This window comes from Pseudomonas sp. NPDC089392 (genome assembly GCF_044749595.1).
Classification (GTDB): Bacteria; Pseudomonadota; Gammaproteobacteria; order Pseudomonadales; family Pseudomonadaceae; genus Aquipseudomonas.
In genome coordinates this window covers 13,196-36,034 of record NZ_JBIVIF010000020.1, presented here as the reverse complement: position 1 = coordinate 36,034, position 22,839 = coordinate 13,196, and the positions used below count along the sequence as shown (strand labels likewise).

The window sequence follows — 22,839 nt, the reverse complement described above, 5'->3', positions numbered from 1 at the left end:
GAATAGGCCGTAACAGGTTTACTCGGAAGCAGCAGTCCCAAGAAACTTGCGCAGGAACTGTCGGGTACGCTCTTCCTTGGGCGCCGCAAACAGCGCCTTGGCCTCACCCTGTTCCACGATCACGCCCTTGTCGAAGAAGATCACCCGGTTCGCCACGTCCCGGGCAAAGCTCATCTCGTGGGTGACGATGATCATGGTGCGCTTCTCTTCGGCCAGGCCGCGGATGGTCGCCAGTACTTCACCGACCAGCTCGGGGTCCAGCGCCGAGGTGGGTTCGTCAAACAGGATCACCTCCGGCTCCATGGCCAGGGCGCGGGCAATGGCCACCCGTTGCTGCTGGCCGCCAGACAGGCGCCTTGGGTAGGCATCCTCCTTGCCAGCCAAGCCGACTTTGGCCAACAGGCGCCGACCCAGGTCGAGGGCCTGCTCGCGGGGTGTCTTCTTGACGATCACCGGCCCCTCGATCACGTTTTCCAGGGCGGTGCGGTGCGGGAACAGGTTGAAGTTCTGGAACACGAACCCGGCCTGCTGGCGCAAACGGCGAATTGCACTCTGCTGGCCACCCAACGGGCGGTTGGCGTCGATGCTGATGGCGCCGATCTGGATCTGCCCGGCATCGGGGGTTTCCAGCAGGTTCAGGCAGCGCAGGAAGGTGGTCTTGCCTGAGCCGCTAGGGCCAATGACGGCCACTACTTCGCCGGGCTGCACGGTCAGGTCGATACCGTTGAGCACGGTCTGGCCCTTGAACCGCTTGGTCAGGCCTTTGACTTCAATCATGCTCAATGCTCCTGGTCATGCTGGTTGACCCGCGCTTCCATGCGGTTCTGGAAGTGCGCGAGGATGCTGCACAGCACCCAGTAGATGACCGCGACCGCCACGTACATGGTGAACACTTCGAATGTGCGCGCGGTAATCAATTGGGCCTGGCGGAACAGCTCGGGCACCTGGATGGTCGCCGCCAGGGCGGTGTCCTTGACCAGTGAGATGAAGCTGTTGCCCAGCGGTGGCAGGGCGGTGCGCAAGGCCTGTGGCAGGATCGCCCGGCGCATGGCCTGCACGCGGGTCATGCCAATGCTGGCAGCGGCTTCCCACTGGCCACGGTCGATCGAGGAGATCGCCGCGCGCAGGATTTCGCAGATGTAGGCGGCCATGTTCAGCGACAGGCCGATCAGCGAGGCCGGAATCGGGTCAAGTTCGATACCGATCTGCGGCATGCCGAAGTAGATCACGAACAGCTGCACCAGCAGCGGCGTGCCGCGGAAGAACGACACGTAGACCCGCGCCAGCCAGTTCAGCGGCAATATCTTCGACAGCCGCATCAGCGCCAGGGCAAAGCCCAGCACCAGGCCGAAGAACATGCCGCCAACGCTGAGCAGCACCGTATAACCCGCGCCCTTCAGCAGGAAGGGCGTGGAATCGACAACGAGTTGCAGGCTTTCGGCAATCATTTGGTGACGTCGGCACCGAAGTATTTTTCCGACAGCTTGGCCAGCGTGCCGTCAGCCTTGAGCTTGTCGATGGCCTTGTTGAGGGCGGCCAACAGTTCAGGCTCGCCCTTGCGCAGGGCCACGCCGCTTTCCAGGCGCGAGAAGGCATCGCCGGCAAGTTCCGTGTCCTTGGCTTTTTGCGCGTATTCCAGCGCGGCCAGGCGGTCGATCAGGATGGCGTCGATGCGGCCGTTGCGCAGGTCAGCGAACTTGCTCGGGTCGTCTTCATAGGTGCGCACGTCAGCCTGTGGCACGTCCTTTTTCACCCACTGCTCGTAGTTGGTGCCCAGGCCCACGCCGACCTTCTTGCCGGCCAGGTCCTGCGCGCCCTTGATGTTCAGCTGCTCGGCCTTCTTCTTCAGGATCAGCGCCTGGATGCCGGAGATGGTGTAGGGCTCGGAGAAGTCGTACTTCTTCTTGCGCTCTTCGGAGATGGTGACCTGGTTGACCACCACGTCCAGGCGCTTGGACTCCAGTGCGGCGAGGATGCCGTCCCACTTGGTCGGCTGGATCTTGGCCTTGACCCCCAGCTCCTTGGCCAGCAGCTCGGACAGCTCCACTTCAAAGCCGGTCAGCTTGCCGTTTTCGTCCTGGAAGCTGAACGGTGGGTAAGTGCCTTCCAGGCCGACGTTGATCACGCCTTTTTCCTGGATGGTCTTCAGCTGCTCACCGGCGAAGGCCTGGCTGAGCAGGCCGGCACCCAGCAGGATTGCCAGGCTGGCGTTGAGTAGCGGTTTGGCGAATTTCGACATGAGGGAGCCCCGCGCTTGTTGTGTAAGTAGTGGGTGGCGACTATAGGGTTGGCTGCTTAGGCCAGGAAATAATAAAAAATTATTTTGTTATTTCCTTTTTGATTTGTGCCAGGTGCTGGCTGCTTTGAGGGTAGGCGAGGTTGCCCGCGCCGTCATCGCTGCTTATGCCTGACTTAGTGCAGGATGGAATAAAGCGTTGTTTTTTCCAAGGGATGGATTTGCCGTAGAGTGGATTGCATGTAGGCAGGTCCGGCCCTTTCGCGGGTAAACCCGCTCCCACAGGGATCGCGCAAATATTGAATGTTGTGCAGTACCTGTGGGAGCGGGTTCACCCGCGAAGAGGCCGGACCTGCCGATAAAAATAGTTGGCCTACTCAGGCAGGAGAACACCGTGAGCGAACAACCTTCATCCGGGCACTGGCAGTTGCAGAGCATCGTCACCGGCCTGCGCGGCGCCCGTGAGCAATGGCGCACCCGCAATGGCCGCAGCAGCGGCGAGCAGGGCGGGCGCGAGCTGCCTTCGCGCGAGGCAATGCGACATATTCTGGAGCAACTGTGCGGCGCGCTGTTCCCCATGCGCCTGGGCCCGGTCGACCTGCGCGAAGAAAGTGAAGACTTCTATGTTGGCCATACTCTGGATGCCGCGCTGACCGCCCTGTTGACCCAGGCCCGTCTTGAGCTGCGCTACGCCGCACGGCAAAGCAAGGCTGAGCTGGCTGGCGTCGATGCCCATGCCTTGAGCCTGGTCCAGGGCTTCGCTGCCGCACTGCCAGACTTGCGCGTAATGCTCGACACCGACGTGCTGGCTGCCTACCACGGTGACCCGGCGGCGCGCAGCGTCGATGAAGTGCTGCTGTGCTACCCAGGCATCCTGGCGATCATCCACCACCGCCTGGCACACCACCTGTATCAGGCCGGCCTGCCACTGCTGGCGCGGATCAGTTCGGAGCTGGCGCATTCGGCCACCGGTATCGACATTCACCCTGGGGCGCAGATTGGCCCGAGTTTCTTCATTGACCACGGCACGGGTGTGGTGATCGGTGAAACCGCGATCATTGGTGAGCGCGTGCGTATCTACCAGGCAGTGACCCTGGGCGCCAAGCGCTTCCCCAGCGATGAGTCGGGCACCCTGCACAAAGGCCTGCCACGCCACCCGATCGTCGAGGACGATGTGGTGATCTATGCCGGGGCCACGGTGCTGGGGCGTATTACCATCGGCAAAGGCTCGACCATTGGCGGCAATGTGTGGCTGACCCGCAGTGTGCCGGCTGAAAGCAACATTACCCAGGCCAACTTGCAGCTGGATTGCCATGACAAGAATTGATCTAGGATTTGCTTAGCCTGTACCGGCCTCTTCGCGGGTAAACCCGCTCCTACAACGGGCGCGCCGATCCCGAGGGCGGCGCCGCCCAATGTAGGAGCGGGTTTACCCGCGAAGAGGCCAGAACAGGAGTACACCAATCAGCACCCCAATTCGCAATGAAATCCGATCCATGTTTAACTTGAACGCTTGTTCAATGAAAAACGCTGGTCCGCTGCCGGTGTTCAACAGGAGGATTCCTTTGCTGAACCCGTTCATTCCGAACCTTACGTCATTCGACGAGGTGCGCGCCCGATGAGTGCACCGACCCCTTCCCTTGCCAATGGCAAGATCCGCATGAACCCCCCGGTGTTCTACTTTGCGGCAAGTTTCATCCTCATCTTCGGCCTGGTGGTCATTTCCTATCCGCAAGCCGCAGGTGACTGGTTGCTGGCGGCGCAGAACTGGGCGGCCAACACGGTTGGCTGGTACTACATGCTGGCGATGACGCTGTACCTGGTCTTCGTGGTGGTCACCGCCTTGTCTGGCTACGGCAAGATCAAGCTCGGTGCCGACCACGACGAACCCGAGTTCAGCTACCTGTCATGGGCCGGCATGCTGTTCGCCGCCGGCATCAGCATCACGCTGTTCTTCTTCTGTGTCTCCGAACCGCTGACCCACATGCTGCAACCGCCCCAGGGCGAGGCAGGCACGGCCGAGGCCGGGCGCCAGGCGATGCAGATCCTGTTCTTGCACTGGGGCCTGCACGGCTGGGGGGTATTCGCCTTCGTCGGCATGGCCCTGGCCTACTTCGCCTACCGGCACAACCTGCCGCTGGCCTTGCGTTCGGCGCTGTACCCGCTGATTGGCAAGCGCATCAACGGGCCGATCGGTTACGCGGTAGACGGCTTCGGCATCATCGCCACGGTGTTCGGCCTGGGCGCCGACATGGGCTTTGGCGTGCTGCACCTGAACGCCGGCCTCGACTACCTGTTCGGCATCAGCCACAGCCAGTGGGTGCAGGTAATCCTCATCACCCTGATGATGGGCGCGGCGGTGGCCGTCGCGGTTGCCGGGGTGGAGAAGGGCGTGCGGGTGATGAGCGACATCAACCTGTTCCTGGCCTGCGCGCTGCTGCTGTTCGTGCTGTTCGCCGGGCCTACCCAGCACCTGTTCAACACGCTGATCCAAAACCTCGGCGATTACCTGGGCGCTCTGCCGCGCAAGAGCTTCGACGTGTATGCCTACGGTGAAAACCGTGACTGGCTGGGTGGCTGGACGGTGTTCTACTGGGCCTGGTGGATTGCCTGGGCGCCGTTCGTGGGCTTGTTCATCGCGCGTATCTCCCGTGGCCGCACCATCCGCGAGTTCGTCTTTGGCGTGCTGTTGATTCCGCTGGGCTTCACCCTGGCGTGGATGTCGATCTTCGGCAACAGCGCCCTGGACCAGGTCATCAACCACGGCATGACGGCCCTCGGCCAGTCGGCACTGGATAACCCGTCGATGAGTCTGTACCTGCTGCTGGAGACCTACCCGTGGAGCAAGGCAGTGATCGCCACCACGGTGTTCATCAGCTTCGTGTTCTTCGTCACATCGGCAGACTCAGGCACTGTGGTGCTGTCGACCTTGTCGGCCAAGGGCGGTGAAGCCGATGAGGACGGGCCGAACTGGTTGCGCATCTTCTGGGGCGCGATGACCGCGCTGATCACCAGTGCGCTGTTGTTCGCCGGCAGCATCGATTCGTTGAAGTCGGCGGTGGTGCTGACTTCGCTGCCGTTCTCGCTGATTCTGCTGTGCATGATGTGGGGGCTGCACAAGGCGTTCTACCTGGAGTCGCAACGGCAGATTGCGCAGATGCATTCGTTGGCCCCGTTCGCCCAGTCACGCCGCGGCCGTGGCGGCTGGCGCCAACGCCTGAGCCAGGCGGTGCACTTCCCGTCGCGTGACGAGGTGTACCGCTTCATGGACGACGTGGTGCGCCCGGCGATTGCCGATGTGCGCGAAGTGTTCGAGCAGAAGGGCCTGGTGCTGATTACCCAGGACGACCCGAGCCACGACAACGTCAGCCTGAAGATTGGCCATGGCGACGAGCAGCCGTTCATTTACCAGGTGCAGATGCGTGGCTACTTCACGCCATCGTTCGCCCTGGGTGGGCTGGGTACGCAGGAGTTGAAGAACCGCCGCTATTACCGGGCGGAGGTGCACCTGAGCGAAGGCAGCCAGAACTATGACCTGGTGGGCTACAGCAAGGAGCAGATCATCAACGACATCCTCGACCAGTATGAGCGGCACATGCAGTACCTGCATCTGGTCAGGTAATAATCTGTACCGGCCTCTTCGCGGGTAAACCCGCTCCCACAGGTACGGCACCGGTTTCGAAGCCTGTGTTGTACCTGTGGGAGCGGGTTTACCCGCGAAGAGGCCGGCACAGGCAACAACTAGAAGGGCGCATCCCCAAGGATGGTCGCCCGATGCATCACCCGCCGATTGGGCCGGTAATCATCCACCGCAAAATGCTGGGTCACGCGGTTGTCCCAGAACGCCACGTCATTCTCCTGCCACCGCCAGCGAATGCTGAACTCCGGCCGCGTCGCATGGGCGAACAGCAGCTTCAGCAATGCCTCGCTTTCCAGCTCGCTCAGCTCATTGATGCGCGTGGTAAACCCTTCATTGACGAACAACGCCTTGCGCCCGCTTACCGGGTGCGTGCGCACCACCGGGTGTGACAGCGGCGGGTTGTTGCGCCGGGTGGCTTCCCAGCGTGCCAGGTCTTCAGCCGTGGTGCCAAAGCGCTCCAGCGGGAACGACTTGGTGAAGTCGTGGGTGGCCGTCAGCCCGTCGAGCATCTCACGCAGCGGTGACGACAACGCCTCGAAAGCCGCAATGCCGCTGGCCCACAGGGTGTCGCCACCGTACGCCGGCAATTGCTTGGCGCTAAGCACCGCACCCAGCGCCGGGGTCGGCAGGAAGGTCACGTCGGTGTGCCACACGGCGTTGTCGCGTACATCGGTCACCGCCGTGTCGAGCACCAGTACCTGCGGGGTTTCTGGCACGTTGGGGTAGATCGGGTGAATGTGCAGGTCGCCGAAGCGGGCGGCAAAGCGCGCCTGTTGCTCCGGGTTGATTGGCTGGTCGCGGAAGAACAGCACCTGGTGTTGCAGCAGCGCCTGCTCGATGGCGTCGCGCTGTTCGGCTGTGATGTCGCGGCTGATGTCCACGCCGCTGATCTGGGCGCCGAGCGCCGGGCTGAGGGGGGTGATGGTCAGGCTCATGTCGGTCTCTTTGTCAGGCACCAGTGTGCTGGCGTGGTCAGTGTGTTTGCCCGTGCCACGGCACCAGTTTGCGTTGCAGGGCACGCAGGCTCATTTCCAGGGCGAACGCGATCAGGGCGATCAGCAGGATGCCCAGCACCACCACGTCGGTAACCAGGAACTGCGCAGCCGACTGCACCATGAAGCCCAGGCCGCTGGTGGCGGCGATCAGCTCGGCGGCCACCAGGGTCGACCAGCCGACGCCCAGGCCAATGCGGATGCCGGTGAGGATGTCGGGCAACGCGCTGGGCAGGATCACGTGGCGAATCAGCTGGGCCTTGGTGGCGCCCAGCGACTGCGCGGCACGCAGCTTGGCCGGGTCGACCGTGCGCACGCCGGTGGCGGTGGCAATAGCAATCGGGGCGAAGATCGCCAGGTAGATCAGCAGCACCTTCGACAGCTCGCCGATGCCGCACCAGATGACGATCAGCGGCAGGTAGGCCAGCGGTGGGATCGGCCGGTAGAACTCGATTAGCGGGTCGAGAATGCCGCGCGCCACCCGGTTGTAGCCGATGGCGATGCCTACCGGGATAGCGGTCAATGTGGCGGCCAGCAGGGCCAAGCCGATGCGCCCCAGGCTGGCGCCCAGGTGCTGCCACAGGCTGGCGTCCATGTAACCTTGGGTCAGCAAGGTCCAGCCCTTGGCCAGTATGTCGCCGGGCGAGGGCAGGAACAGCGGCTCGACCCAGCCGGCGGCAGTCACCAGCCACCAGGCCAGCAGCAGGCTGCCCAGGGTCAGGGTGCTGATCCAGCGGGTGGAAAGCGGGCGGCGCAGCTTGGCGGCCGGCCGGGTTTGGTTGTCGGGTTTGCCGGTAACCGGCAGGTCAAGGCTGCTCATGCGCGCTCCTGCAGGCTTTGGCGTTGGGAGAACACGCGGGCCAGGACGTGCTCGCGGGTTTCGATGAAGGCCGGGTCGGACTTGATCGCCCGGGCCGATTCGCCAGCGGCATAGCGCTGGCCGAAGTCCAGTTGCAGGCGCTCCACCACGCGCCCGGGGTTGGGCGCCAGCAGTACCAGCTCGCTGGCCACGAACACCGCTTCTTCGATGTCGTGGGTAATCAGGAATACCGGCTTGGCGGTGCGTTGCCACACCTGCAGCAGCAGCTCTTGCATCTGCTCGCGGGTGAAGGCATCGAGTGCGCCGAACGGCTCGTCCATCAGCAGCACCCGCGGGTCGGCCGCCAGCGCCCGGGCCAGGCCCACGCGCTGTTTCTGGCCACCGGACAGTTGCCAGATACGCCGCTCGCCGAAGCCGGCGAGGTCGACCAGGGCCAGCATCTCGCGGGCTTTGGCTTCACGCTCGGCGCGTGGCACGCCGGCCAGTTCCAGGCCGAAGGCGACATTGCCCAGCACGTTCTGCCAAGGCAGCAATGCGTCGTCCTGGAACACCACGCCGCGCTCGGCACCGGGGCCTTGCACCGGTACGCCGTCGAGCGAGATGCGCCCGCTGCTGGGGGCGACGAAGCCGGCAATGAGGTTGAGCAGCGAGGTCTTGCCGCTGCCGGAAGGCCCCAGGGCCACCAGTAGCTGGCGCGGCCCCAGGCTCAGGTTGATGTCGGCCAGCACCGGGGTGGCGGCACCGGGGTACTGTGCGCTGATGCGCTCCAGTTCGAGCAAGGCCATGGCAGGCTCCGGTCGGTTTCTACGGGCTTAGTTGGGAAGGTACTGGGCGCTGACGTACGGCGAGTAGTCCGGCAGTACCGCGTCGACCTTGCCTTGCTGCTTGAGGAAGGTGGCGGTGTCGGTCAGTGCCTGGGTGGTTGGCGCGCCCAGTGCGCTGGCCTGGTCGGCAGCCAGTGGGTAGACGTTGCCCTGCAGCAGCACCGGGATATCACCAGGCTTGGCGCCAGACAGCTTGGCCAGTTTGCTCACGTTGTCCGGGTTGGCCAGCCAGGCTTTCGGGTCTTTGCGGTAGTCGGCGTAGGCGTCGAGGGTGACCTTGGCGAAGGCCTTGACCACGTCGGGGTGCTTGGCGGCGAAGTCCTTGCGCACGATCCAGGCGTCGAAGGTTGGTGCGCCTTTTTCGGCCAGCTCGCCAGAGGTGATCAGCACCTTGCCGTTTTCCTTGGCCACGCCCAGGGCCGGGTCCCAGACGTAGGTGGCATCGATGTCACCGCGCTTCCAGGCGGCAATGATCGCCGGTGGCGCCAGGTTCAGGATCTGTACCTTGGACGGGTCGATGTTCCAGCTTTTCAGGGCTGCCAGCAGGCTGTAGTGGCCGGTGGAGACGAACGGCACGGCGACCTTCTTGCCGACCAAGTCCTGCGGGGTCTTGATGCTGTCGCGGGCGACCAGCGCTTCACCGGCGCCAATCTGCGTGGCAATCAGGAAGGTTTCGACCGGCAGCTTGCGGGTAGCAGCGGCTGCCAAGGGGCTGGAGCCCAGGTAGCCGATCTGCACGTCGCCGCTGGCCACCGCAGTGATCACATCGGCGCCGTTGTCGAATTTGCGCCAGTCGATGCTGGCCTTGCTGGCTTTTTCGTAGTCGCCATCGACCTGTGCCACTTTGGCCGGGTCGACGGTGGTCTGGTAGGCAACGGTCAGGTCGGCGGCCTGGGCCAACCAGCTGGCGCTGGCGAGGGTCAGGGCGGCGAACAGGCGCAGCGGAGCGTGCGGGATCATGGTGAACCTCTCGTCAGGCAATGGGTGTGATGGGATGACGAGAAGGCTAAATGATCTAAGAAAGGTAAAATAAATAACTTTTTTGCATTAGCTTAGGAGCCAAATGCTTTAAGCTTCATGTCGCCGTGACGCAGTCCGTTGTAGGAGCGGCCTTGTGTCGCGATGGGCCGCATAGCGGCCCCGGCAATTTCTGTGGCGTAGCTGAGATCCTGGGGCCCCTTCGCGGCCCATCGCGACACAAGGCCGCTCCTACAAGAGACCGCATGAGACTGCAACCTGGATCAATGGCGAAATCAGAGGAGCCTGCTAGGCTTTTTCGTCCCTTTAGAACGATACGGAATTAGGTTATGAGCAAACGTTTGCAAATAACCAATAGTTATTAGATGTGGGGCTGCTACAACGAATGGTAGTAAAGGTTCCTAACATATTCCGTAAAAATCTTACAAATTCATAAAACGGTCATTTTGGATTTATAGGATTGTCATTATCCTGTAGCGCAGGTGGCGCCTTAGACCAAAGTCTCGAAACGTTTAGAAACGATTGACTTACTAGTCACGCTTTGGGACTAAATCGCCAATCCACGGTGAGCGGGGCAGCAGATCCCACCGCCAGAGATACACAAGAATTAGAACGTAGAGGAGCAAAACATGTACAAGTCCAGCCTGGCTCTGGCCGTGGCACTGGGGGTTCTCGCCCAACAAGCAGGCGCTGCCGGTTTCGTCGAAGACAGCAAACTGGCGCTCAGCTCGCGCACCATGTACTTCAACGATGACAACCGTGAAGGTGGTACTGACCAGAAAGAAAGCGGTCAGGGCTTCAAGCTCGACTATCTGTCTGGCTTCACCGAAGGTACCGTAGGTTTTGGTGTTGACGTTCAAGCGCTGTGGGGCATTCACCTGGATGGTGGCCGTGGTAGCCGTCCGGATGCCAACAACACCTTCTTCCCAAGCGACTCCGATGGTTCGGCAGTCCACGACTGGGCACGCATTGGTGGTAACGCCAAGGCTCGCTTCTCCAAGACCGAGGTCCACTACGGTAGCGCCCTGGCGCCTAACCTGCCGATCCTGGTCTCCAACGATGGTCGTCTGCTGCCGCAGACCTTCGAGGGTGGCACCCTGCAGTCGAAGGAAATCGACAACCTGACCTTCAACGCAGGTCAACTGACCCACGCCATGGGCCGTGCTTCGAGCAACCATACTGGTCTTTCCGTTTCTGGCGCCTTCCGCGACAGCAACAAGTTCCAGTTCGCTGGTGGTGACTACAAGCTCACTCCAGACCTGACCCTGCAGTACTACTACTCGAACCTGGAAGACTTCTACAAGCAGCACTTCCTGGGTGCTACTCACGTCTTCAAGATTGCCGACAACCAGTCGTTCAAGACTGACCTGCGCTACTTCGACAGCAGCAGCGATGGCAAGAACGGTCAGACCGGTTATGCCTTCGACAACAACGGTGGCTTTGCCAAGAACGCGGGCGAGGTCGACAACAAGACCTGGAGCGCCATGTTCACCTACACCCTGGGTGGCCACGCGCTGATGCTCGGTCACCAGCAAGTCGGTGACGATGGTGGCTTCGTCTGGCTGAACCAAGGTAGCGTCCGTAAGGACGGCGCCACGTCTTCGCTGGAAGGCAACGGCGGCGCGAGCTTCTACCTGTTCACCGACAGCATGATCAACCAGTTCGCCCGTGCCGGCGAGAACACCACCTTCGGTCAGTACTCGTATGACTTCGCGGCCCTGGGCGTTCCAGGCCTGAAGGCTTCGGTGGCCTACCTGCGTGGTGACGATGTCCGCAACAAGTCGGGCGACGGCAGCTACAACGAATGGGAACGTGACGCACGCGTCGACTACACCCTTCAGGAAGGCACCCTCAAAGGCCTGGGCTTCAGCCTGCGTCAAGGCGTGTACCGTGGTAGCGGCGAAAGCGCTGCAGACAAAGACCAGACTCGCTTCATCGTGAACTACACTTACAACTTCCTGTAAGCCGTAGCTCAACAAGAAGCCTCGCCTAGTGCGAGGCTTTTTTGTGCCTGCAATTTCGTATGCATTATGGTTATAAACAAATCAGTATTTATTCTTTTTGTTTTTAATCGAAAGCAGGCACATTGAACCCATACGGTACAGAACCCAGTACAGGAGCCGCAGCCCATGAGCCTCAAACTCGGCGATATCGCCCCCGACTTCGAGCAGGATTCCAGCGAAGGCAAGATCCGCTTCCACGAGTGGCTGGGCAACAGCTGGGGGGTGTTGTTCTCCCACCCGGCCGACTTCACCCCGGTGTGCACCACCGAGTTGGGCCTGACTGCCAAGCTCAAGGACGAATTCGCCAAGCGCGGGGTCAAGGCCATTGCCCTGTCGGTGGACCCGGTCGACTCGCACCACCGCTGGATCGATGACATCAACGAAACCCAGAACACCGTGGTCAACTTCCCGATCATTGCCGACGCTGACCGCAAGGTGTCCGACCTGTACGACCTGATCCACCCGAACGCCAGCGACACCCTGACCGTGCGCTCGCTGTTCGTCATCGACCCGAACAAGAAGGTGCGCCTGACCATCACCTACCCGGCCAGTACTGGGCGCAACTTCAACGAGATTTTGCGGGTGATCGACTCGCTGCAGCTCACCGACAACCACAAGGTCGCCACACCAGGTAACTGGCAGGACGGTGACGAGGTGGTGATCGTGCCTTCGCTGAAGGACGAGGAGGAGATCAAGCAGCGTTTCCCCAGAGGTTACCGGGCGGTCAAACCCTATCTGCGCCTGACCCCGCAGCCAAATCGTTAATGGATTCCTCGTTGCATTGCTCTTAGCCAAGCAGGGATTTTCGGGCCGTTTCGACGGCCCTTTTTTATGCCTGCTGAAACTGCGTGGGCTTCTTCGCGGGTAAACCCGCTCCTACAGGGATAGCGCAATCCCCAGGGTCTGTGGTGTCCCTGTAGGAGCGGGTTCACCCGCGAAAGGGCCGGCACAGGCGAAAGATAAAAATGGAATATACAAATGAAAAAATATGATTTCTAGATATATGCAGCGGCTGTTAATGTCACTCCCAACAGAACACAAGGAAGCGCTGCAATGCTGGTCGTATCAATCGGAGGTAGCCCAAGTCCACGTTCACGCTCCGGCGTGCTGCTGGAGCGTTCGCGCCAGTGGCTGCAGAACCGCGGCGTCGAAGTGGTAACGTTCCAGGTAAGTGACTTCCCCGCCGAGGACCTGCTGCACGCCCGTTTCGACAGCCCGCAGGTGCAGCACTTCCAGCAGCTGGTGGCCCAGGCCGATGGCCTGATCGTCGCCACGCCGGTGTACAAGGCATCGTTTTCCGGCGCCCTGAAAACCTTGCTCGACCTGCTGCCCGAACGCGCCCTGGCCCACAAGATCGTGTTGCCAATCGCCACCGGCGGCAGCATCGCCCACATGCTGGCGGTGGACTACGCACTGAAACCCGTGCTGTCGGCACTCAAGGCGCAAGAGACCCTGCAAGGGATCTTCGCCGACGACAGCCAGGTTGCTTACGCAGAAGGCAGCAAGCCCGCGCAGCTGGTATCCGCGCTGGAAGAGCGCCTGCACGACTCGCTGGAAACCTTTCACGTTGCTCTGGCCCGCAGGCCGCGCCCCGTGGCCCCCGGCGTACTGAATGAACGCCTGATCAGCGCTCGCTGGAGCATCTGACCGGCCCCACCCGCTTCACCACCTTACTCGCCCGACAACGAGGCAAGCAGGTGCAACCCGAACCCATTCGCACAGGAGAGCGCCATGCGCACAGTCTTCTTGCGTCGCGGTCTGGTCGCCCTGTTTGCGGCGGCTGTGTCCTTCGGCGCCATCACCCAAGCCCAGGCCGAGAGCCTGCGTATCGGTTACCAGAAATACGGCACCCTGGTGCTGCTCAAGGCCAAGGGCACGCTGGAAAAGCGCCTGGCCGAGCAGGGCGTGCAGGTGCAGTGGACCGAGTTCCCCGGCGGCCCGCAGCTGCTTGAAGGGCTGAACGTCGGCTCCATCGACTTCGGTGTAACCGGCGAAACCCCGCCAGTGTTCGCCCAGGCCGCTGGCGCCGATCTGCTTTATGTGGCCTACGAGCCGCCTGCGCCGCACAGCGAGGCGATCCTGGTGCCGAAGGGCTCACCGATCCAGTCGGTAAAGGACCTCAAGGGCAAGAAAGTCGTCCTCAACAAAGGCTCTAACGTGCACTACCTGCTGGTTCGCGCCCTGGAAGACGCCGGCCTCAAGTACAGCGATATCCAGCCTGTCTACCTGCCGCCGGCCGACGCCCGCGCCGCCTTCGAGCGCGGCAGCGTGGATGCCTGGGTGATCTGGGACCCGTACCAGGCCGCTGCCGAGCAGCAGCTGCAGGCGCGCACCCTGCGTGACGGCAAGGGCCTGGTCGACAACCACCAGTTCTACCTCGCCACCCGCAACTACGCGACTCAGCACCCGGCAGTGATCAACACCGTAATCGAGGAAGTGCGCGCCGTGGGCGAGTGGTCCCAGGCCAACCCGCAGCAGGTGACCGACCAGGTCGCACCACTGCTCGGCCTACCCGCCGACATCACCCTGACTTCGGTCAAGCGCCAGGGCTACGGCGCTGCGCCGCTAACCCCGGAAGTGGTGGCCGCGCAACAGAAGATCGCCGACACGTTCCAGGCGCTGAAGCTGATTCCCAAGCCGCTGAGCATCAAGGACGTGATCTGGACACCCCCGGCCAAGGTCGCTAGCGCACCTTGATTGATTCGCCTGCGCCGGGGCGCCGCTCCGGTTTGAGCCACCCTTGAGGAGACAACTCCAATGAGCCTTAACATTTTCTGGTTCCTGCCCACGCACGGTGACGGTAAGTACCTGGGCACCTCCGATGGCGCGCGCGCTGTCGACCATGGCTACCTGCAGCAGATCGCCCAGGCGGCCGACCGCCTCGGCTTTGGTGGCGTGCTGATCCCTACCGGGCGTTCCTGCGAGGATTCCTGGCTGGTCGCGGCATCGCTGATTCCGGTGACCCAGCGCCTGAAGTTCCTGGTCGCCCTGCGCCCCGGCATCATTTCGCCGACCGTGGCAGCGCGCCAGGCGGCAACCCTCGATCGGTTGTCCAATGGCCGTGCGCTGTTCAACCTGGTGACTGGCGGCGACCCGGACGAGTTGGCGGGTGACGGCCTGCACTTGAACCACCAGGAACGCTACGAGGCCTCCGTTGAGTTCACCCGTATCTGGCGCAAGGTGCTGGAAGGCGAGACCGTCGACTACGACGGCAAGCACATCCAGGTGAAGGGCGCCAAGCTGCTCTATCCACCGATCCAGCAACCGCGCCCGCCCCTGTATTTTGGCGGATCCTCCGACGCCGCGCAGGACCTGGCCGCCGAGCAGGTCGAGCTGTACCTGACCTGGGGCGAGCCGCCGAGCGCCGTCGCCGAGAAAATCGCCCAGGTGCGTGAGAAAGCTGCCGCCCAGGGCCGTGAAGTACGTTTTGGCATCCGCCTGCACGTGATCGTGCGGGAAACCAACGAAGAAGCCTGGGCCGCTGCCGACAAGCTGATCTCGCACCTGGACGACGACACCATCACCCGTGCCCAGGCCTCGCTGGCGCGCTTCGACTCGGTTGGCCAGCAACGCATGGCTGCCCTGCACAACGGCAACCGCGACAAGCTGGAAGTCAGCCCCAACCTGTGGGCCGGTGTCGGCCTGGTGCGTGGCGGTGCCGGTACCGCGCTGGTGGGCGATGGCCCGACCGTTGCGGCGCGGGTCAAGGAGTACGCCGAGCTGGGCATCGACACCTTCATCTTCTCCGGTTACCCACACCTGGAAGAGTCCTACCGCGTTGCAGAACTGCTGTTCCCGCACATTGATGTGAACCGCCCCGAGCAACCCAAGACTGGCGGCTACGTAAGCCCGTTCGGCGAGATGGTGGCCAACGACATATTGCCCAAGTCCGTCGCGCAGAGCTGAGGGCCAGGCCATGAGTCGTGCAACTTCCAACAACCTGGCCCAGCGCTTGGCGCCATGGGCGCTGCCGGTACTGCTGCTGGCCGCCTGGCAACTGGCGGTGAGCGCCGGCTGGCTGTCGACGCGCATCTTGCCGGCGCCTAGTGCCGTGGTCAGTGCCGGCATCGAGCTGGTGCGCAGCGGCGACATCTGGACCCACTTGGCCATCAGTGGCTGGCGTGCCGGGCTGGGCTTCGTCATCGGCGGCAGTATCGGCCTGGTGCTGGGCTTTATCACCGGCCTGTCGAACTGGGGCGAACGCCTGCTCGACAGCTCGGTGCAGATGATCCGCAACGTGCCGCACCTGGCGCTGATCCCGCTGGTGATCCTGTGGTTCGGTATCGACGAGTCGGCGAAGATCTTCCTGGTCGCGCTGGGCACGTTGTTCCCGATCTACCTGAACACCTACCACGGCATTCGCAACGTCGACCCGGCGCTGGTGGAAATGGCCCGTAGCTATGGCTTGTCCGGCTTCAGCCTGTTCCGCCAGGTGATTCTGCCGGGGGCGCTGCCTTCGATCCTGGTGGGGGTGCGTTTTGCCTTGGGCTTCATGTGGCTGACGCTGATCGTTGCCGAAACCATTTCGGCCAATGCCGGCATCGGTTACCTGGCAATGAACGCCCGTGAATTCCTGCAGACCGATGTAGTGGTATTGGCCATCGTCCTGTATGCCGTGCTCGGCAAGCTCGCCGACCTCGCTGCCCGCGGCCTGGAGCGTGTGTGGTTGCGCTGGCACCCGGCCTACCAAGTGGCCAAGAAGGAGGGCGCATGACCGTGCTCAAGGAACAGCCGCCACGCCTGTTGCGTGGCATCCCGCTGGCCTCCAACGGCTTGCGCAAGACCTTTGGCCAGCGCGAAGTGTTGAAGGGCATCGACCTGCATATTCCGGCTGGCCAGTTCGTTGCCATCGTAGGCCGCAGCGGCTGCGGCAAGAGCACCTTGCTGCGCCTGCTGGCCGGCCTCGACCAGCCCACTGCCGGCCGGCTGCTGGCCGGTGCCGCGCCGCTGGACGAAGCCCGTGAAGAAACCCGCCTGATGTTCCAGGACGCACGCCTGCTGCCATGGAAGAAGGTGATCGACAACGTTGGCCTGGGCTTGTCTGGCGACTGGCGCCCGCGTGCGCTGGAAGCTTTGGAGTCGGTTGGCCTGGCCGACCGTGCCAATGAATGGCCGGCGGCGCTCTCGGGTGGCCAGAAGCAGCGCGTGGCGTTGGCCCGGGCGCTGATCCACCAACCGCGGCTGCTGTTGCTGGACGAGCCGCTCGGCGCGCTGGATGCCCTGACCCGTATCGAGATGCAGCAACTGATCGAACGCCTGTGGCGTCAGCACGGCTTCACCGTGTTGCTGGTTACCCATGATGTCAGCGAGGCAGTTGCCGTGGCTGACCGGGTGATCCTGATCGAAGACGGTGAGGTCGGGCTCGACCTCACTGTCGACCTGGCACGGCCCCGGGCGCGTGGTTCGCACCGCCTGGCCGCGCTGGAAAGCGAAGTGCTCAACCGTGTTCTGTCGGCCCCGGGCGTTGCGCCCGAGCCGGACCCTGTAGCCCCTTTGCCCACGCAACTGCGTTGGGCGCACTGAATCCCAGAAGCCAAAAGGAAGCAAATCATGACTATCAAAGCCATCAACGTTCGTAACCAGTTCAAAGGCACCGTGAAAGAAATCCTCGAAGGCCCGGTGCTGTCGGAAATCGACGTGCAGACTGCCTCCGGTATCGTTACCTCGGTGATTACCACCCGCTCCGTGCGTGAGCTGGAGCTGCAGGTGGGCAGCGAAGTGATTGCATTCGTCAAGTCGACTGAAGTGTCCATTGCCAAGTTGTAAGCATTCGCCACCTGGGCTGCCCGCCAGCCCAGGTGGTGATGCGGCGTCAACTGGCCTGCCGCAGGTTACCGAATAGCCGGTTGGCTTGTGGCTCGCTTATGCTTCCTCGCCACGCGCCCTCGCTCAGGTTGCGTTCACTCGCCAGTTTCAGGTGGCCTGCTTCCAGCCGTGTAAAGCCTTGTGGCGGTCTCTGCCGGAAGTGAAAGTGTGCATACCACAATGGTTGGAGGGTATTCAGGTCATCAATGCGATACTCCTCCAGGTATTCGGTTGGCTTGCCCTTGCGGTCCACTTTCGGTCTCAGGGTGCGCGACCAGCTCACCCTCACTTCTCGTTGTTCAAGCAAGTACTCCAGATAGCCGACCGTTGGTTTGCTGCTCGCCTTTGTCTGGGCGATCCGCAGTTGGCGGCCAAGTGCTTGCATCTGCTCGGCGGCGGCTTCCAGTCTCTGGATCAGGGTGGCCTGTTCGGGATGGAGCGATTGGCCTGCCTTCTGGCGAATCCTGTCGGCAATGAAGCGCAGCGGCTGCGCGTGGCCCTGGGCAATGTCTTCCAGGTCGATGGGGATGGCCTGCGGGGTCTGATATAGCCGTAATCTGGCCTGTTGCCTGGTTAGATCGTTCAGTCGGCTGTTGGCCGTCTCCACAAGGCTGGCCATCGACTGTGCTGCCACCGTGCGCTCAGGCGCGGACAATTGCCATTGACCTGTTTCGTTTCTGACGTAGATGGTATGAGATTGTTCGGAGTCGGGCCTTTTGACATGCATGCGGGTTTGCCCCCGCTCAACGATTTCGCTACCGATCAGTGGTCCTTCCACGGTCTCGAACAGCTGGGGGCGGCTGGGACCTCGATTGGTTTGAGGTTGCGGGCGTTGCCGGGCAGCATGGGCCTTGCTGAGGTCGTCCGTGATTTCATCGATGAGCTGTTGCATGAGTTGACGGAAAGATCGTGTTTCGTTTGGCAACAGCAAATCCTCGAAGGTGTCTTGCCATGCCGTGAGGTGGCTCAGGAAGCGCGCGTAGTGGTTGTGCGTGCTGATCAGGAAACTGCGTTCCTGGGCGCGTGAAAGCGCTGCCCGGGGTAAGGCCATATGGCTGAAAAGGCTGCTGCGCAGGTCCCGGCCTTGTTCATTGAAGTGCACCATGAACGCCCCCATCTGCGGATGTTCGACGGCGCTGGCGTTGAACAGCGATGCTGAAAGAATGGTGGCTCGGGCTTGTCGTGCATGGGTCACGTCCAGGGTCAGGCCTGATCGTTCCACTAACATCAGATAGTCGGTCAAGGCCCTGCCTTGCAAGTGATTGCGCTTGGCGTGGTGGCGAATGGCTACACGCTCGACCTCCTCCAGGGATGCGATCAGTTCCTGATTCGCCCTCAAATTATTCTGCGCCAGGCGCTTCACCTGCGCAGCAGGGGCTGAAGGCTCTCGTAGCGCCTGGATGGCAGCGGTTGCGAGGCGTGACTGCTCGGTGGCCAGGATGAAGCGGTCGGATACCAGGTGCATGTCGAGCGCACTCATTTCACTGATGTTTGCCTCGCACACAGCAATGAAGTGGGTGTAGTCCGACCTGCTCAGTGTTGCACGATGCTCCCTGAGACGGGCCAGACCGCGCGTGTTGTAGTCGATACTCCGGTTAAGTTCACCGCTCAGTTGCTGGCGTGTATTGACGACAGCGGCGTGTTGCGCGTCGGTCGGTTGGGCACCTTCGGCTACCGCTTGCTTTGCCGTGTGGTAATTCGCTTGCTTTGTACCCATGCGAGTCTTGATGCGTATCAGCTCGTCGTGTAGCTCATGCGCGAGCTCCATGCCGGTTAGCTGCCGGGGTTGTCGGCGAATGGCCATGCGCCAGTAGGCAATGCCGTGGTTGTAGAGGGTAGTGAGTGCGCCGCCGCCGCCTGCCAGGCCATGGTCGACCAACAGCCCACTCAATCTGCCTGGGGTTTCCCAGATACCCTGTTCACTCAGCCGCACGGGTTGACGGTAGGACCGCACCCCTTGCGGTTTCAGCCGCCAGGTGAGGTATGCCGAGTCCCACTCGACGGCATACCAGGCACCATTTCGCGCGATGTAGCGCTGCCGGGTCGAGACGTGTTCGAACACGCCCGTCCCTTGAGGGATCGAAGAACGGACCATGGGGCCTGATGGCAGCTCCGCCTCATACCCACTGAATGGGCTGGAGGGTGTTTTACGAATCGTCGGCGAGGGGTGCAGCAGGTCCAGGCGTTGGCGTTTCTGGGTCAGCAGGCGCGCTGCCGCCCCTGGTTTGCCAGGGCCGGCAGCCAATGGCGCGAGCGAGAGGATGGCATCGGTCAACGACTGCAACAGGCTGAGCAGATGCTCAAGGCCTTCCTCCAGGTTACCGTGAGCGAAGGCGCTGGCCGCCGAGTTCGCCGCATGCCAGCCATCGTACAGCGCCATGGCGGTGCCGACACCTGGCAAGATGCCCAGCGCTATCCTCAACCCCACGAACAGATGGCGGCTGGCGACTTCAGGCGCCGCGAGGGCCAGGTCGCTCTGGCTGCGCGATGTGGCGCGGTGATCGCGGATGTGCTCGCCCATCTCCAGGCGGCTTTCATGCGTGGGCAGGGATTCGGTGCGTGCGATACCGAGTGTGATGAAGCTCTGAAAATTCCGCTGCAACGCCGTGTTGATGTAGTGTTCATGCCGGTCGGGGTCACCCGATTGGCACTGGTCCGCCAGATAGCGGGCCATCTTGCTGTCCAGTGCCATGTCTTGCACTGCCTTGCAGGCTGCAGTGGTGCTTTGGTACTGGCTGATGATCTTGCCATTTGGCGCACCGGGTATATACAACAGCACCGGACCGGAAGCACCCTGGATCACGTGCATGCCCGCGAGCCCCACCCTGTCGCTGGTCCCGTCTGCTGCGGTACCTTGCTTGAGCAGTAGCGAATGATATCTGACCGTTCTGGTCGCCGTGGTTTCGACCTGTTCGCTGCAGAACTGCTCCAACAGTTGCAGGCCATCGTCCCTGAGGCTGGTCGGTCGGCTCGATACCAGCAGTCGCAGGCGATGTTCATAGGGTGCGCGGAGGGTTTCCTGACGCCATTGCACCTGCCAGGCCGTTTCGTGTTCAAAGCCCAGGTAGCTTTGGGTGATGCGTTTCTCGAAGGCGCCGGCGATGTCCAGCCGGGTTATCAGATTGGCGATGTAGGCCGGAGTCAGTGCGCCGAGCAGGGCGGGCTCATTTGCAGGTTCGAGCCTGATGTTGGCATTGTCCAGCCGGTGACGCCGCTCATCATCCAGCGCCCATAACATAAATATCTCCAGGGCAACTTCACTGCGTGCTTCGCTGAACACCGGCACTTGCCGTGACCCGGCCCCTCCCAGCGCCGATTGGCCCGTCACTTCACGCTTGAGGGTGACGCTGTCGGCAATGTCGAGGGTAATGCGCGGTACCGAGCGCAGGGAGAATTCACGGCGAAGATGCTCGTGCAGCGTGAGCCGCGCGAAATGCGCACGCGATGGCAAGCTCAGATTGAGCAGCACTTGCGAAGCACGCAGGGCTTCTTGCAGGGCGCTTACCTGGGTGGCCATCGCAGCGCGCTGAGTGCCGTCAAGATGTTGCAACGACTGCAACCGAGTCTGGAGGTGGCTACTGCGGTTCTTTTCCGCGAAGCGAGACAAGGCCATCGCCCTGGCGCGGTTCTCGCTGATGCACAGGCGCTGCCGGGTTTGCTCTCGTGTGCTATCGGTCGGGAGTGCGGCACCGATGGCCTGCACGCAGTGCTGCATGAAATGCGATTGAATGGAGGGGTACTCGAACGTCACTGCGGGTGACACCGAAAGCGCCTCTATCAGTTGCATGCGCTCGGCAGGCTGCACTGACTCAAGCAGCGCATCGGGCCATGCGCCGTGAAGCGTTGCCAGCAGTTGCCTGGCAAGCGTCGACTCGTCGTCGAAGGCCATCAGCCCGCCTCTTAGGCCTGGCCTGTACAGCAACAGGGTGCGGTCCACGGTTTCGTCGTTCTCCTCAGGGATGGCGCGAAACGTCATATAGCCGTGCAGAGGCCATCTCCGATCAGCAGTGACCAACACCAGTGCGCTGGCCTGCACGAGGCGCTGCAGGCCAGGTTCAGGTCTGTCGACCAATGCCTCGACCCAGCCCAGGTGGGTTGCCGACAAGCCTCCCAAGGTATGCTGCAGCCGAGCTTCTTTCAGCAGGCTCTCGCACAACCCTTCGGTGATGCGTTCTGCCCGTGTCGTGTCGCCGTCCTGCGCTTGAAGGTCGGCAACGACCAAGGGTTCAGGCAGCGCCAACAGGTAGTTGTCGTGCGAACCCTGTAACTGGTCCAGCATCGCCTGGCGTTCGCGTAGCGACGTTACTTTGCTGGAAGTGACCGCCGTTTCAGGCCCCAGATATTCTTCCAGTAGCGTTTCCTGGCGTTCGACCAGCTGATGTCGCCAGCCTATGGGCAAATGCTGCTCCAGGCCGGCGAAGTGGACCTCTTCGTTCGCCAGTGCGGCGTCGCTTGCGATCACTGCATCAATGGTCGTATCGATGGGCGGGGCCAGACCCGGCACAACCATTGCGCTGCGCATATTTTCCCAGGCCTGTACCGCAGCCCAGTCCAAGGGATCGGTTTCACTTTGCCGGCAGGCTTCGAGCAGGTGATGGTCCGTGATCGCTTGGTGCTGCAGCAAGGCCTCCTCCCTGAAACTGAGCAAGCCATCGCCTTGCACATCGGTGACCAGCACATCGTCTCGTGTACCTGCCGTTATTGGAGATCTGGGGTCTGACCAAAAGATGAAGCGGTTTTCGAAAACCCAATCGCGCAACTGCTCGAGGTCGGCAATCGGCAGGACACTGTTATGCCTGTCCGGCATGTAGATCAGCCATTGCGTATTACCGGCCTGGGGTTTGATCAACAGCGCAACGGTGCTGGTCAGTAGGCCGCCGGTCGCCGTTCGCCATTGAAGCTGCGCATAACGCGCAGAAGCCTGCCGGGCCTGTAGCCAAAGGTTGGTGCCCAGCGTTGCGCAGCCATATGCGATGTCCAGGCTACTGGTGAAATGTTGACGTAGCAGGTTGTCCGCGTGCGCTTGCCGGGCAATGTCGGTGCCTGGCATTCGCGCCTCCCAGTAGGTGCGCGGGGCATTAAGTTTCGCGGCGTTGATGATGGGGCTGAGGAAGGTTGCCCATTGCGATGCGCTCATGTTCGCCTGCACCTCGGTGCCGTCGAAGCCCCAGGTAGACCAGTCGGTATAGGGGTTGGCGAACACCGGGCCAGCCAGCAGGCGGGAGGCGAAGGTCATCAAGGTTACCTGGCTATCGCCATGGCGCAACCCGCAGGCGAGAGGGGAGATTTGCAGGTGGGTCTTCAGCGCGGTGTGCACGGTTTGTTGTAAATCGGGCGCCTGGCTCAACAGGCTGCGCAGTTCTGTGGCGCTGCGGTTCAAGGTTTGTCGGGCGGCGACAAGCAGGTTGCCTTTGCCGGCCAATGCTGGGTAGCCGTTTTCGGAGCGGGTGGGCTCTAGCGTCCTGATGACGACGGCAGAGTGGGTGCTAGGGGTAGGCATGAACTGAGGGTCTCATTGAGGCGCTGCGTGCGCTGAAGCCT

The 22,839-nt window shown here is 62.1% G+C and carries 18 protein-coding genes; 10 read left to right on the top strand and 8 right to left on the bottom strand.

What is annotated here, in order from left to right; genetic code table 11:
- Positions 1-18: 18 nt before the first annotated feature.
- The 3 genes from tcyN to tcyJ are packed head-to-tail and all read right to left on the bottom strand — an operon-like array spanning position 19 to position 2,239.
- A complete protein-coding gene (gene tcyN / locus ACIP1G_RS17785; RefSeq protein ID WP_400739331.1) occupies positions 19-777 on the bottom strand; it encodes an L-cystine ABC transporter ATP-binding protein TcyN in 759 nt (252 codons plus the stop codon).
- 2 nt (positions 778-779) lie between these two features.
- A complete protein-coding gene (gene tcyL / locus ACIP1G_RS17780) occupies positions 780-1,448 on the bottom strand; it encodes a cystine ABC transporter permease (RefSeq protein WP_051099126.1) in 669 nt (222 codons plus the stop codon).
- Entirely contained in the window at positions 1,445-2,239 is a 795-nt protein-coding gene (gene tcyJ, locus ACIP1G_RS17775; RefSeq protein ID WP_400739328.1) for a cystine ABC transporter substrate-binding protein, read from the bottom strand. Before tcyJ ends, tcyL begins: the two co-directional genes overlap by 4 nt.
- A gap of 391 nt (positions 2,240-2,630) precedes the next feature.
- Between tcyJ and epsC the strand changes: the two genes are divergently transcribed.
- Together epsC and betT are read left to right on the top strand one after the other, a co-directional pair.
- Positions 2,631-3,563, top strand: coding sequence for a serine O-acetyltransferase EpsC (gene epsC, locus ACIP1G_RS17770; RefSeq protein WP_400739325.1), 933 nt, complete (start codon positions 2,631-2,633; stop codon positions 3,561-3,563).
- A 333-nt stretch (positions 3,564-3,896) separates the two neighbouring features.
- Positions 3,897-5,858: a choline transporter BetT gene (betT, locus tag ACIP1G_RS17765; protein WP_400739474.1), complete on the top strand. Its 1,962-nt coding sequence runs from the start codon at positions 3,897-3,899 to the stop codon at positions 5,856-5,858.
- Between the two features lie 119 nt (positions 5,859-5,977).
- Here betT and tauD read toward each other — a convergent pair whose 3' ends face one another.
- From tauD to tauA, 4 genes are read right to left on the bottom strand one after another with little or no spacing between them, the layout of a single operon-like run.
- Entirely contained in the window at positions 5,978-6,811 is an 834-nt protein-coding gene (gene tauD / locus ACIP1G_RS17760; protein WP_400739322.1) for a taurine dioxygenase, read from the bottom strand.
- A 37-nt stretch (positions 6,812-6,848) separates the two neighbouring features.
- A complete protein-coding gene (tauC, locus tag ACIP1G_RS17755) occupies positions 6,849-7,688 on the bottom strand; it encodes a taurine ABC transporter permease TauC (protein WP_400739319.1) in 840 nt (279 codons plus the stop codon).
- The gene (gene tauB / locus ACIP1G_RS17750) at positions 7,685-8,473 is read right to left on the bottom strand and encodes a taurine ABC transporter ATP-binding subunit (RefSeq protein ID WP_400739316.1); all 789 of its coding nucleotides are present in this window, start codon (positions 8,471-8,473) and stop codon (positions 7,685-7,687) included. Before tauB ends, tauC begins: the two co-directional genes overlap by 4 nt.
- 27 nt (positions 8,474-8,500) lie before the next feature.
- Positions 8,501-9,472, bottom strand: coding sequence for a taurine ABC transporter substrate-binding protein (gene tauA / locus ACIP1G_RS17745; protein WP_400739313.1), 972 nt, complete (start codon positions 9,470-9,472; stop codon positions 8,501-8,503).
- 647 nt (positions 9,473-10,119) lie between these two features.
- Here tauA and ACIP1G_RS17740 point away from each other — a divergent pair.
- The 8 genes from ACIP1G_RS17740 (at position 10,120) to ACIP1G_RS17705 (ending at position 17,259) form a co-directional block, all read left to right on the top strand.
- On the top strand, positions 10,120-11,454 hold the full coding sequence (locus ACIP1G_RS17740) for an OprD family porin (RefSeq protein WP_400739310.1): 1,335 nt from the start codon (positions 10,120-10,122) through the stop codon (positions 11,452-11,454).
- 165 nt (positions 11,455-11,619) lie between these two features.
- Positions 11,620-12,258 (top strand): peroxiredoxin, encoded by a 639-nt coding sequence (locus ACIP1G_RS17735; protein WP_400739307.1) that lies wholly within the window; start codon positions 11,620-11,622, stop codon positions 12,256-12,258.
- 288 nt (positions 12,259-12,546) lie between these two features.
- Complete coding sequence (gene ssuE, locus ACIP1G_RS17730; RefSeq protein WP_400739305.1) at positions 12,547-13,140, top strand: NADPH-dependent FMN reductase; 594 nt, start codon at positions 12,547-12,549, stop codon at positions 13,138-13,140.
- An 84-nt stretch (positions 13,141-13,224) separates the two neighbouring features.
- Entirely contained in the window at positions 13,225-14,190 is a 966-nt protein-coding gene (locus ACIP1G_RS17725; RefSeq protein WP_400739302.1) for a sulfonate ABC transporter substrate-binding protein, read from the top strand.
- A 60-nt stretch (positions 14,191-14,250) separates the two neighbouring features.
- Positions 14,251-15,399, top strand: coding sequence for an FMNH2-dependent alkanesulfonate monooxygenase (ssuD, locus tag ACIP1G_RS17720; RefSeq protein ID WP_400739300.1), 1,149 nt, complete (start codon positions 14,251-14,253; stop codon positions 15,397-15,399).
- Positions 15,400-15,409: 10 nt separating this feature from the next.
- On the top strand, positions 15,410-16,207 hold the full coding sequence (ssuC, locus tag ACIP1G_RS17715; protein WP_400739299.1) for an aliphatic sulfonate ABC transporter permease SsuC: 798 nt from the start codon (positions 15,410-15,412) through the stop codon (positions 16,205-16,207).
- The gene (gene ssuB, locus ACIP1G_RS17710; RefSeq protein WP_400739297.1) at positions 16,204-17,016 is read left to right on the top strand and encodes an aliphatic sulfonates ABC transporter ATP-binding protein; all 813 of its coding nucleotides are present in this window, start codon (positions 16,204-16,206) and stop codon (positions 17,014-17,016) included. The genes ssuC and ssuB overlap by 4 nt, the downstream gene beginning before the upstream one ends.
- Positions 17,017-17,043: 27 nt before the next feature.
- Positions 17,044-17,259 carry a molybdopterin-binding protein gene (locus ACIP1G_RS17705; RefSeq protein WP_003255829.1) on the top strand — a complete coding sequence of 72 codons (216 nt, stop codon included), beginning with the start codon at positions 17,044-17,046 and terminating at the stop codon, positions 17,257-17,259.
- A 46-nt stretch (positions 17,260-17,305) separates the two neighbouring features.
- On the opposite strand, the gene ACIP1G_RS17700 is transcribed toward ACIP1G_RS17705, so the two are convergent.
- A complete protein-coding gene (locus tag ACIP1G_RS17700; protein ID WP_400739295.1) occupies positions 17,306-22,798 on the bottom strand; it encodes a hypothetical protein in 5,493 nt (1,830 codons plus the stop codon).
- Positions 22,799-22,839: the final 41 nt, after the last annotated feature.

Coding starts and splice junctions, on each gene's coding strand:
- tcyN (WP_400739331.1), bottom strand. CDS start 777: ATGATTGAAGTCAAAGGCCTGACCAAGCGGTTCAAGGGCCAGACCGTG.
- tcyL (WP_051099126.1), bottom strand. CDS start 1,448: ATGATTGCCGAAAGCCTGCAACTCGTTGTCGATTCCACGCCCTTCCTG.
- tcyJ (WP_400739328.1), bottom strand. CDS start 2,239: ATGTCGAAATTCGCCAAACCGCTACTCAACGCCAGCCTGGCAATCCTG.
- betT (WP_400739474.1), top strand. CDS start 3,897: ATGAACCCCCCGGTGTTCTACTTTGCGGCAAGTTTCATCCTCATCTTC.
- tauD (WP_400739322.1), bottom strand. CDS start 6,811: ATGAGCCTGACCATCACCCCCCTCAGCCCGGCGCTCGGCGCCCAGATC.
- tauC (WP_400739319.1), bottom strand. CDS start 7,688: ATGAGCAGCCTTGACCTGCCGGTTACCGGCAAACCCGACAACCAAACC.
- tauB (WP_400739316.1), bottom strand. CDS start 8,473: ATGGCCTTGCTCGAACTGGAGCGCATCAGCGCACAGTACCCCGGTGCC.
- tauA (WP_400739313.1), bottom strand. CDS start 9,472: ATGATCCCGCACGCTCCGCTGCGCCTGTTCGCCGCCCTGACCCTCGCC.
- ACIP1G_RS17740 (WP_400739310.1), top strand. CDS start 10,120: ATGTACAAGTCCAGCCTGGCTCTGGCCGTGGCACTGGGGGTTCTCGCC.
- ACIP1G_RS17735 (WP_400739307.1), top strand. CDS start 11,620: ATGAGCCTCAAACTCGGCGATATCGCCCCCGACTTCGAGCAGGATTCC.
- ssuE (WP_400739305.1), top strand. CDS start 12,547: ATGCTGGTCGTATCAATCGGAGGTAGCCCAAGTCCACGTTCACGCTCC.
- ACIP1G_RS17725 (WP_400739302.1), top strand. CDS start 13,225: ATGCGCACAGTCTTCTTGCGTCGCGGTCTGGTCGCCCTGTTTGCGGCG.
- ssuD (WP_400739300.1), top strand. CDS start 14,251: ATGAGCCTTAACATTTTCTGGTTCCTGCCCACGCACGGTGACGGTAAG.
- ssuC (WP_400739299.1), top strand. CDS start 15,410: ATGAGTCGTGCAACTTCCAACAACCTGGCCCAGCGCTTGGCGCCATGG.
- ssuB (WP_400739297.1), top strand. CDS start 16,204: ATGACCGTGCTCAAGGAACAGCCGCCACGCCTGTTGCGTGGCATCCCG.
- ACIP1G_RS17705 (WP_003255829.1), top strand. CDS start 17,044: ATGACTATCAAAGCCATCAACGTTCGTAACCAGTTCAAAGGCACCGTG.
- ACIP1G_RS17700 (WP_400739295.1), bottom strand. CDS start 22,798: ATGCCTACCCCTAGCACCCACTCTGCCGTCGTCATCAGGACGCTAGAG.